This is a genomic window from Leclercia sp. UBA5958 (genome assembly GCF_002430365.1).
GTDB classification, from domain to species: Bacteria; Pseudomonadota; Gammaproteobacteria; order Enterobacterales; family Enterobacteriaceae; genus Enterobacter; species Enterobacter pneumoniae.
This window is the reverse complement of record NZ_DJCE01000005.1, coordinates 184,793-194,111: the sequence shown is the minus strand read 5'-3', so window position 1 is coordinate 194,111 and position 9,319 is coordinate 184,793. Positions and strand designations below refer to the sequence as shown.

General features: G+C 54.5%; 8 protein-coding genes. 5 read left to right on the top strand and 3 right to left on the bottom strand.

The genetic code is table 11. The annotated features are described in order from the left end of the window. Positions 1 to 111 precede the first annotated feature (111 nt). Both murB and birA read left to right on the top strand, forming a co-directional pair. On the top strand, positions 112 to 1,140 hold the full coding sequence (gene murB, locus B2Q93_RS08305; RefSeq protein ID WP_286932496.1) for a UDP-N-acetylmuramate dehydrogenase: 1,029 nt from the start codon (positions 112 to 114) through the stop codon (positions 1,138 to 1,140). Further along, complete coding sequence (birA, locus tag B2Q93_RS08300) at positions 1,137 to 2,099, top strand: bifunctional biotin--[acetyl-CoA-carboxylase] ligase/biotin operon repressor BirA (RefSeq protein WP_046886831.1); 963 nt, start codon at positions 1,137 to 1,139, stop codon at positions 2,097 to 2,099. The genes murB and birA overlap by 4 nt, the downstream gene beginning before the upstream one ends. A 47-nt stretch (positions 2,100 to 2,146) precedes the next feature. Here birA and bcsG read toward each other — a convergent pair whose 3' ends face one another. The 3 genes from bcsG to bcsE are packed head-to-tail and all read right to left on the bottom strand — an operon-like array spanning position 2,147 to position 5,570. Then, positions 2,147 to 3,826 (bottom strand): cellulose biosynthesis protein BcsG, encoded by a 1,680-nt coding sequence (gene bcsG / locus B2Q93_RS08295; RefSeq protein ID WP_286932494.1) that lies wholly within the window; start codon positions 3,824 to 3,826, stop codon positions 2,147 to 2,149. Continuing rightward, positions 3,823 to 4,014 carry a cellulose biosynthesis protein BcsF gene (bcsF, locus tag B2Q93_RS08290; protein ID WP_040078159.1) on the bottom strand — a complete coding sequence of 64 codons (192 nt, stop codon included), beginning with the start codon at positions 4,012 to 4,014 and terminating at the stop codon, positions 3,823 to 3,825. The genes bcsG and bcsF overlap by 4 nt, the downstream gene beginning before the upstream one ends. Further along, the gene (bcsE, locus tag B2Q93_RS08285) at positions 4,011 to 5,570 is read right to left on the bottom strand and encodes a cellulose biosynthesis c-di-GMP-binding protein BcsE (RefSeq protein ID WP_286932493.1); all 1,560 of its coding nucleotides are present in this window, start codon (positions 5,568 to 5,570) and stop codon (positions 4,011 to 4,013) included. The genes bcsF and bcsE overlap by 4 nt, the downstream gene beginning before the upstream one ends. 172 nt (positions 5,571 to 5,742) lie before the next feature. On the opposite strand from bcsE, the gene bcsR reads away from it, so the two are divergent. From bcsR to bcsA, 3 genes are read left to right on the top strand one after another with little or no spacing between them, the layout of a single operon-like run. Then, positions 5,743 to 5,934, top strand: coding sequence for a cellulose biosynthesis protein BcsR (gene bcsR, locus B2Q93_RS08280; RefSeq protein ID WP_040078162.1), 192 nt, complete (start codon positions 5,743 to 5,745; stop codon positions 5,932 to 5,934). An 11-nt stretch (positions 5,935 to 5,945) separates the two neighbouring features. Beyond that, entirely contained in the window at positions 5,946 to 6,698 is a 753-nt protein-coding gene (gene bcsQ / locus B2Q93_RS08275) for a cellulose biosynthesis protein BcsQ (RefSeq protein WP_046886828.1), read from the top strand. Beyond that, positions 6,695 to 9,313 (top strand): UDP-forming cellulose synthase catalytic subunit, encoded by a 2,619-nt coding sequence (gene bcsA / locus B2Q93_RS08270; RefSeq protein ID WP_286932492.1) that lies wholly within the window; start codon positions 6,695 to 6,697, stop codon positions 9,311 to 9,313. Before bcsQ ends, bcsA begins: the two co-directional genes overlap by 4 nt. The last annotated feature ends 6 nt before the right edge of the window (positions 9,314 to 9,319 follow it).

Below are 9,319 nucleotides of genomic sequence, written 5' to 3'. Positions count from 1 at the left end.
GAAGGATGGGCTTTTTGCGTTTTTGCATCTACGAACCTGCACACAAAGATATCCCCCTAACCCATCGCATATACGGTAAACTATCCCGGTTTTTGCATCTGGATAGCCTCTATGAATCACTCCCTTAAGCTCTGGAATACCTTCGGTATTGACCGAAATGCCTTACAGATCGTGCAGGCCACTGACTCTCAACAACTGCTGGCGGCATGGAATCACGCAACGCAACAAAACCAACCTGTTCTCATTCTGGGCGAAGGCAGTAACGTACTGTTCCTGGAAGATTATTCAGGTACGGTAATTATTAATCGCATTTCCGGGATTGACGTTGAAGAGACGCCAGAGCGTTGGCGTCTGCACGTGGGCGCTGGCGAAAACTGGCACAATCTGGTGCAATTTTCCCTTGATAACGGCATGGCTGGTCTGGAAAATCTGGCCCTGATCCCTGGCTGTGCGGGTTCATCTCCTATTCAGAATATCGGTGCTTATGGCATTGAGCTTAAGCATGTCTGCGAATACGTGGACTGCATTGAACTGGCGACCGGGAAAGCGCTGCGTTTAACCGCAGAGCAGTGTCGCTTTGGTTACCGTGACAGTATTTTCAAACATGAGTATCAGGACAAGTTTGTGATCGTGGCGGTGGGACTTCAGCTGACGAAACACTGGCAGCCGGTACTCTCTTACGGCGACTTAACCCGTCTCGATCCTGCGACCGTCACCCCGCGGCAAATTTTTGATGCGGTTTGTCATATGCGGATGAGCAAACTTCCCGATCCTAAACAGCAGGGCAATGCCGGTAGCTTCTTCAAAAATCCGGTTGTCACCGCTGAGGTGGCAAACGCACTGCTCGCACAGTGGCCCGCTGCACCGCACTATCCCCAGGCGGATGGTAGCGTGAAGCTGGCCGCGGGCTGGCTGATCGATCAATGTCAGCTTAAGGGTACCACTTACGGCGGAGCCGCAGTCCATCGCCAGCAGGCACTGGTATTGATCAACGAAAACAGAGCGACCAGCGACGATGTTGTGCAACTGGCACATCAGGTTCGTCTGCGCGTTGGCGAAAAATTTAACGTCTGGCTGGAGCCTGAAGTTCGCTTCATTGGCGCCCACGGCGAAGTAAATGCGGTGGAGACGATCGCGTGAAAGACAATACAATTCCCTTGACGTTAATCTCTATTCTGGCCGATGGCGATTTTCACTCTGGCGAGCAACTTGGCGAGCGCCTGGGTATGAGCCGGGCGGCGATTAACAAGCATGTTCAGACCTTACGCGACTGGGGCGTGGATGTCTTCACTGTCCCGGGGAAAGGCTATAGCCTGCCGGAGCCCATCCAGTTACTGGATCAGAATCTCATCCAGGGTCAGTTAGAGGAGGGGAAGGTTGCCGTACTGCCGGTCATCGACTCCACTAACCAATATCTGCTGGACCGAATTGGCGAGCTGAACTCTGGCGATAGCTGTGTGGCTGAATACCAGCAGGCGGGCCGCGGTCGTCGCGGGCGTAAATGGTTCTCACCCTTTGGCGCTAATCTCTATCTCTCTATGTACTGGCGTCTGGAGCAAGGACCGGCTGCCGCCATGGGACTAAGTCTGGTCATCGGTATTGTGATGGCCGAGGTTCTGCAGTCGTTAGGCGCAGATAAAGTGCGTGTTAAATGGCCAAACGATCTCTATCTGAACGATCGCAAACTGGCAGGTATTTTGGTGGAAATGACCGCCAAAACCGGCGATGCGGCCAACATCGTGATTGGCGCTGGCATTAACATGATTATGCGTACGGTACAGAGCGATGTGGTAAATCAGGGCTGGATCAACCTGCATGAGGCGGGGGTAAATATTGATCGCAATACCCTGGCGGTGCAGATGATCAAAGAGTTGCGGACATCGCTGCTCAGCTTTGAACAGGATGGTTTGACACCGTTCCTGGCGCGCTGGGAAAAGCTGGATAACTTTATTAATCGACCGGTGAAATTGATTATTGGCGATAAAGAGGTGTTTGGCACCTCCCGCGGTATCGATGCACAGGGGGCACTGCTGCTTGAACAGGATGGGGTGATCAAACCCTGGATGGGCGGCGAAATCTCGCTTCGTAGCGCGGAGTAGTAAGGCAATGCGCTTCCCCTCTCTCGTAAGAGAGGGGAAGCCGTAGATTACTGCGGGTAAGGCACCCAGTCACCGGCATTCAGACGGACATACGGCTTGTTCTGATACTGAATGACCACCGCATTGGCGTTTTCAGACACTTTTGCCGTTTGCGGCAGATCCTTGATGTACTGATCCCAGTTAACGTTATCTTCAACGAAGATTTTGCCGTCCACCGCGCGGGCTACCAGTTCAGAGATGGCCAGGTAGCTTGTAGGCTGGGTGATCTCAATCGCTCCACCCTGATGTGGGGCTTTCATACCGAAGAATTTCACCCCGGCCGGCACGTTAGTAATTGAGGGGCTCGGGATATCGCGCAGGCCAGAAACCTGCATCTTATCGCCCTTCAGCGCACCGCCGTGCTCCGGTACCACTACCACCATCACTTTGCGCCCTGACTTCTCCAGTTGGGTGAAGAAGGCATCCAGTTCATCAAACAATTTCTGGGCACGCAGCTTGTAATCCGCCACTTTGCTCACGCCAGGGAAGTGGTTCCCATCATGCAGCGGCAGGGTGTTATAGAAAGTCGCAGTGCGCGGGTTCTGGTCTTTCTCAATGGTCTGCATCCAGCGTTCAAGCACCGCGGTGTCGTCATACACTGGCGAACCGTCGAAGCCCAGCAAGGTCACCGGCAGCCCTTTCTGATCCATCAGCGGCGCGTGCATGCCGCCGTTTTCCTGCACTTCTTTCAGGAATCCACCGAACACGCCGTTGTGGCCCAGCATCAGGTGCTGCGTGAAGCCCAGTTTCTCCAGATTATCGAACAGGTAGCACTGGTTACCGGCTGGCTGGTAGAGATTTTTATGCGATGGCTGACCGCAGCTGGCGCGCAGTAGACGAATGGCCGCCGGGCCGCTGTAAGAGGTGGCGGAGTTGAAATCCTTGAACTGGATATCAAAGTGCGACCACAACGGATGCGACATTAGCCCTGCGGCTTCCACATCTGCCCACGACAGGGAGCAGATATTGATAACCAGCAGTTCAAACGGCTGGGCATCGGCTGGCAGTGCGTCCGGGAATTTGGTCTGGCGTTTTTCTTCGGCATTATAGAACGTAGACAGCCAGGCATTGAGATTGGCCGTCGTCGGCGGTGCCGTCTGAGCCGGTATATCGCCCACCACGGCGGTGTTACCAGCTGCCGCTACCGTTGGGGCTACCGAAGCGCCGTCGGTGGTGACGGTGGTAGTGGGTTGGCCGCCTGGCCACAGGGTAAGGGCCGGGCCGGCAATGGTCAGCACGTTCAGCCAGATCATGATGGCGACCACAAACACCGTAACGCGGATCCACTGTGACAAGAACAGCCATGCGATAAACAGCACAAACAGCGCGCCAATCATCTGCAGGTTAATAAAACGGGTCACCAGGTCGAGCATATAGTCAGCGCTAAAGCCTGCAACCTGAGAACCCTGGCTCATAATACTCTGTGGACCCGGCAGCCAGGTGTCATGCCAGAAGAGGGCGAAGCCGATGGGGATCGCCACCCAGTGGCGCAGGCGATGCAGACGATACTTCGGGATCGGCATCAGCAGGAAGGCCATAAAGACCAGGTTCGGCAGGGGATGGAAATTCAGGTATCCCGCCCATAGCAGAGCGAACTTCACCAAAAAGTAAAAGTTCCAGCCAGAAAGGCCGCGCCAGTACTGCCAGAGCGGCGAAGGCGCCGAAGTCGTATAAGAAGAATTTGTCATTTTTTCGGTTTGCCCTGTTGCGACGCTCTGTTCAGCGTACCGGCGGGTTTAACATAGCGAGGCTTACTAAAAACAATTCGCGCTGCATCACGGATCCGTCGTGAATAATGGCGCGTGTAATACCCTAGCGGGAAGAAGATGAGCGCACAGAGCACCACGAGCTGAATGATATCGCTGACGTTCATCATGATGGGTTCTCCACAGCATCATCCAGTAAGCGTAGCGGATGCGGAATGCGCCGCCAGGCATGACCATCGTGCGTGGCGTTAAGGATCGGTTTGATATCGGTCTCCAGCGGCAGCGGTTTGTTCCACTGTTCAGGTTTAACGGCGCGCATCTGCATAATCTCCGCGGCGATCTGGTTATCTTCAAACCAGACCACCCGGTTAGAGAAGATATCGCCGGTAGGCAGCGGGAAGATATGGTTCAGGGCGGTATCAAGATCGTTTATCCGGCAGAATGATAAGAACAGGACCAGCCGGTTATCACCGATGGTCATGATATCCCCGGTACGATTTGGACGGCACAACGTCAGCGCCTGCTCGACGCGAATGCCTGGAACCGGACGCAGCGCCACCATCACCCCTTTATTATCAGCAGGCAGCAGCGTGTTGCTCATCATATTGCCTACCGCGTCGCAGAAGGTATCCCATTTCTGGAAGCCGCGTAGCTTCATAGGCTGGGTCATGGAGAGCAGTGTTGAAATATCTTCCGGCACGTGGCGGCTGAACTGCTGGCCCTGAATACTTTCGATAAGCGTCAGGCAACGGGAGAGCGGGGCATTCCACGGAATAACCATATTCGCACCGCAGCCCAGCAGAAGGCGCTCATCGGTGGCGCGCAGGCTGGTGAGATTTTCACGCACTACGATTTTCAGAGCGCTACCACGTTGGCGGCGTAGCGTGTGGATCTGCCGCGCAATGGCATCAATTTGGTTGTTCTGAGTCAGCGAAAAGATGATGGTTGCCGCCTGGGTGGAGCGGGCTTCGTTGAATAACGCTTCGTTGTTCTCAAATAACGACCAGTGTTCTGACAGCGGCGGTGCGCCTTCCAGTACCGAGACGTTACTGAGGATCCGTTTCTCATCGCTGCGAGGCTGCACTACCGCCTCTTCCTGCTGCGTAAGGTGCCAGGCATTATCCTGACGGGAAAGCGTTAATTGCTGACGAGCACTGACCCCTTTTTCATTGCACCAGAACGCAACATCGTAAAGATGAATGTCGGTTTGATAGCGCAGACTGGCAAGGCCGAACAGCGAACGGTATTCCCCCATTAATAATGAGAATTGCTTGTCATTATTCGTACCCGGACTCAGAACCAAAAGGGTACAATTGTAAAAATGCGCCCATTTATTCATTTTTTCCAGCCAGCCGCGCAATTTATCAACCGGAATATTTAACCAGGCGTTATTTGTACATTTAAGGACAATTAAATAGTGATCGGGATCGAGGTTGCACTGGATGTCACTCGGCAAAAAGTAGAGACCCTTCTCTGTTTCCGGCATGGAAAATAGACGAACCGTATCCGGGCCGCCATTTTCCTCCAGCCTGACAATCGATTTAGGATCGTCGCCCATCGTAATAACCGCGACTTTGGCGCGCGCATCCTGAGCAGAAACTGTTTGATTAAGGAGATGTATTGCGTCTTCGTCGCGATCGGTGTTGATCCACCAGACACCGCCTGCTGGCATATGCCGCAATTCATCCCATAATGACTGGATGCCAATAGAAAAAATGGGGTTCACGATGTCCCTCTTTGCCACTAATTTGTCTGTATTCAGTTTACTAGCGAAAGCGAAGAAATAAACCTAACATTGAAATTAAAGAACATCAGATTTAGCATGTAAATGAAATTTCTCTGGCAGGACGCCTGGCTACATCTGAGCATTAGAATTTCCTCAATGGGATGAGACGTGAATGTCTAACAATGAACCCGTAAATACGACGCTGGACTCCGGCCTCGGATACACCTTTCAAAATGACTTTCTGGCACTCAGCCAGGCTTTTTCATTGCCAGAAATTGACTACACCGATATTTCGCAACGTGAACAATTGGCTGCAGCGATTCGACGCTGGCCGTTACTGGCCGAATTTGCTCAACAAAAATAAGGGAGCCGTGAATGGCCATAGTTGGATTGCAAGGCGTGCGCGGTGGTGTGGGTACCACATCAATTACGGCGGCGCTTGGCTGGTCATTACAGTTATTAGGTGAATCGGTGCTGGTGGTAGACGCCTGCGCCGATAATTTGTTGCGCATGTCGTTTAATGTCGATTTCAGCCATACCGGCGGTTGGGGTAGAGCACTGCTGGATGGTACGGACTGGCGTGATGCCGGGCAACGCTACACGTCGCAGCTGGACGTGCTGCCTTTCGGTCAACTGACCGACAGCGAACGGGAAAATGAATATAGCCTGTATGAGACGCTGGGGCAGTTCACCACTGCATTACAGACTTTAAAAGCGCGTAGCCATTATCAATGGATTTTGATCGACTTGCCTCATGGCCACTCGCCGCTGACGCGCGCGCTGGTGGAGCTTTGCGATCACACGCTGGCTATCGTCAAGCCAGACACTAACTGCCATATCCGCCTGCACCAGCAATCTTTGCCAGTCGGCGCACGTATTCTGATCAACGACCTGCGCATCGGCAGCCAGCTGCAGGACGATCTCTACCAGGTGTGGCTGCAGAGCCAGCGTCGTCTGCTGCCGATGGTGCTGCATCGCGATGAAGCGATGGTTGAGTGCATGGCGTCGAAGCAGCCGCTCGGGGAATACCGTAGCGACTCGCTGGCCGCCGAAGAGATGATGATCCTGGCGAACTGGTGTCTGCTGAACTTTAACGGTGACAAAATCGCCACCGGGAGCACCCCATGAATCGCCTGGGCGCCTTGCTGCTTATTCCGCCGGTACGAGCGCGTCTGAGCGAGCGTTACCGTAATTACCGTCTGCACGGCGCCTCTCCCTTCAGTGCTGCTCTGGGCTGTTTGTGGATGATTTTGGCCTGGCTCTTTATTCCCCTTGAACACCCGCGCTGGCAGCGTATTCGTGGCCGGCATAATGAACTGTATCCGCATATCGACCCTGACCGTCCGCGTCCGCTGGACCCGGCGCGTTATGCCCTTCAGGCCATCTGGTTGCTGGCGACCTCGGGACGCAAAGAGAAAGCGTCGTCGCGCTGGGGCAGCATGTCGCGCTTTAAAACCCTGCGCGGGCGTTATCACCAGTGGCTGGACCATCTACCCACTCGCCTGCATAACAACACCAGCCATCTTGATTCCCAAAAGGAGCTGGGACATCTGCACCCGCGGCTGCGTCGCTTTATTCTCGGTGTGGTGGTCTTCTTCTCGCTGATTTTGGCCCTGGTTTGCATTACCCAGCCCTTTAACCCGATGGCGCAGTTTATCTTCCTGATACTGCTATGGGGCGTAGCGTTGCTGGTGCGCCGCATTCCTGGGCGCTTCTCTGCGTTAATGCTGATTGTGCTGTCGCTGACCGTCTCCTGCCGTTACATCTGGTGGCGTTACACCTCCACTCTCAACTGGAACGACCCGGTCAGTCTGGTGTGCGGCCTGATCCTGCTGTTTGCTGAAACCTATGCCTGGGTAGTACTGGTGCTGGGCTATTTCCAGGTAATCTGGCCACTAAACCGTCAGCCGGTACCGCTGCCAAAAGATACCCGCGTCTGGCCGAGCGTCGATATCTTTGTGCCGACCTATAACGAAGATTTGAGCGTGGTGAAAAACACCATTTACGCATCGCTGGGTATCGACTGGCCGAAAGACAAGCTCCAGATCTGGATCCTGGATGATGGCGGGCGCGAAGAGTTCAAACAGTTTGCCGACAGCGTAGGGGTGAATTATATCGCCCGTACTACCCACGAACACGCGAAAGCGGGCAACATCAATAACGCGCTTAAGTATGCCAAAGGCGAATTTGTTTCGATTTTCGACTGCGACCATGTCCCCACACGCTCATTCCTGCAGATGACCATGGGCTGGTTCCTGAAGGATACCAAACTGGCGATGATGCAGACGCCGCACCACTTCTTCTCACCCGATCCGTTCGAGCGCAACCTTGGCCGGTTCCGCAAGACGCCAAATGAGGGCACGCTGTTTTACGGGCTGGTCCAAGACGGTAACGACATGTGGGATGCCACCTTCTTCTGCGGCTCATGTGCGGTAATTCGCCGTAAACCGCTGGATGAAATTGGCGGCATTGCGGTAGAAACGGTGACCGAAGATGCGCACACCTCCCTGCGCTTGCACCGTCGGGGTTACACCTCCGCCTATATGCGTATTCCGCAGGCTGCCGGGCTGGCGACAGAGTCGCTCTCTGCGCATATCGGTCAGCGTATTCGCTGGGCGCGCGGCATGGTACAGATCTTCCGTCTTGATAACCCGTTGTTTGGCAAAGGGCTTAAGTGGGGGCAGCGTCTTTGCTATTTAAACGCCATGTTCCACTTCTTATCCGGGATCCCGCGCCTTATCTTCCTGACGGCGCCGCTGGCCTTCCTGCTGCTGCATGCCTACATCATTTACGCCCCGGCGATCATGATCGCGCTGTTTGTACTGCCGCACATGATTCACGCCAGCCTGACCAACTCGCGCATTCAGGGCAAGTATCGCCACTCGTTCTGGAGTGAAATCTACGAAACCGTACTCGCCTGGTATATCGCCCCGCCAACCATGGTGGCACTGATCAACCCGCATAAAGGGAAATTCAACGTCACGGCGAAAGGCGGGCTGGTGGAAGAGGAGTATGTGGACTGGGTGATCTCCCGGCCTTACATCTTCCTGGTGCTGCTTAATATTGTCGGTATCATCGCCGGTGTCTGGCGCTATTACACCGGGCCTGAGAACGAAGTGCTGACCGTGTTTGTGAGTATGGCGTGGGTCTTCTACAACCTGATCATTCTCGGCGGCGCGGTGGCGGTTTCGGTGGAAAGTAAGCAGGTGCGTCGCGCCCATCGCGTCGAAATCGCCATGCCGGCTGCTATCGCCCGGGAAGACGGTCACCTCTTCTCCTGTACCGTACACGACTTCTCTGACGGCGGCCTGGGCATCAAGATCCACGGCCAGGCGCAGGTGCTGGAAGGGCAGAAGGCTAATCTTCTGCTTAAGCGTGGCCAGCAAGAGTATGTTTTCCCAACCCAGGTGGTGCGCGTACTGGGCAACGAAGTGGGTCTGCAGTTGATGCCGCTGACGAAAAAGCAGCATATCGATTTTGTGCAGTGTACCTTCGCCCGTGCCGATACCTGGGCGCTCTGGCAGGACAGCTTCCCGGAAGATAAACCGCTGGAGAGCCTGCTGGATATTCTGAAACTGGGTTTCCGTGGCTATCGCCACCTTGCCGAATTTGCTCCATCGTCCGTGAAAGTGATTTTCCGGTCAATTACTTCGCTGGTTTCCTGGGTTGTGTCGTTTGTTCCTCGCCGTCCTGAGCGTGGCGAGGCGGTACAGCAAGCAGACCCGGTTATGGCTCAACAATGATGATAA

Excerpts from the sequence above, each read along its gene's own strand:
- bcsF (WP_040078159.1), bottom strand. The coding sequence starts at position 4,014 with ATGATGAACGTCAGCGATATCATTCAGCTCGTGGTGCTCTGTGCGCTC.
- bcsG (WP_286932494.1), bottom strand. The coding sequence starts at position 3,826 with ATGACAAATTCTTCTTATACGACTTCGGCGCCTTCGCCGCTCTGGCAG.
- bcsQ (WP_046886828.1), top strand. The coding sequence starts at position 5,946 with ATGGCCATAGTTGGATTGCAAGGCGTGCGCGGTGGTGTGGGTACCACA.
- bcsR (WP_040078162.1), top strand. The coding sequence starts at position 5,743 with ATGTCTAACAATGAACCCGTAAATACGACGCTGGACTCCGGCCTCGGA.
- murB (WP_286932496.1), top strand. The coding sequence starts at position 112 with ATGAATCACTCCCTTAAGCTCTGGAATACCTTCGGTATTGACCGAAAT.
- bcsA (WP_286932492.1), top strand. The coding sequence starts at position 6,695 with ATGAATCGCCTGGGCGCCTTGCTGCTTATTCCGCCGGTACGAGCGCGT.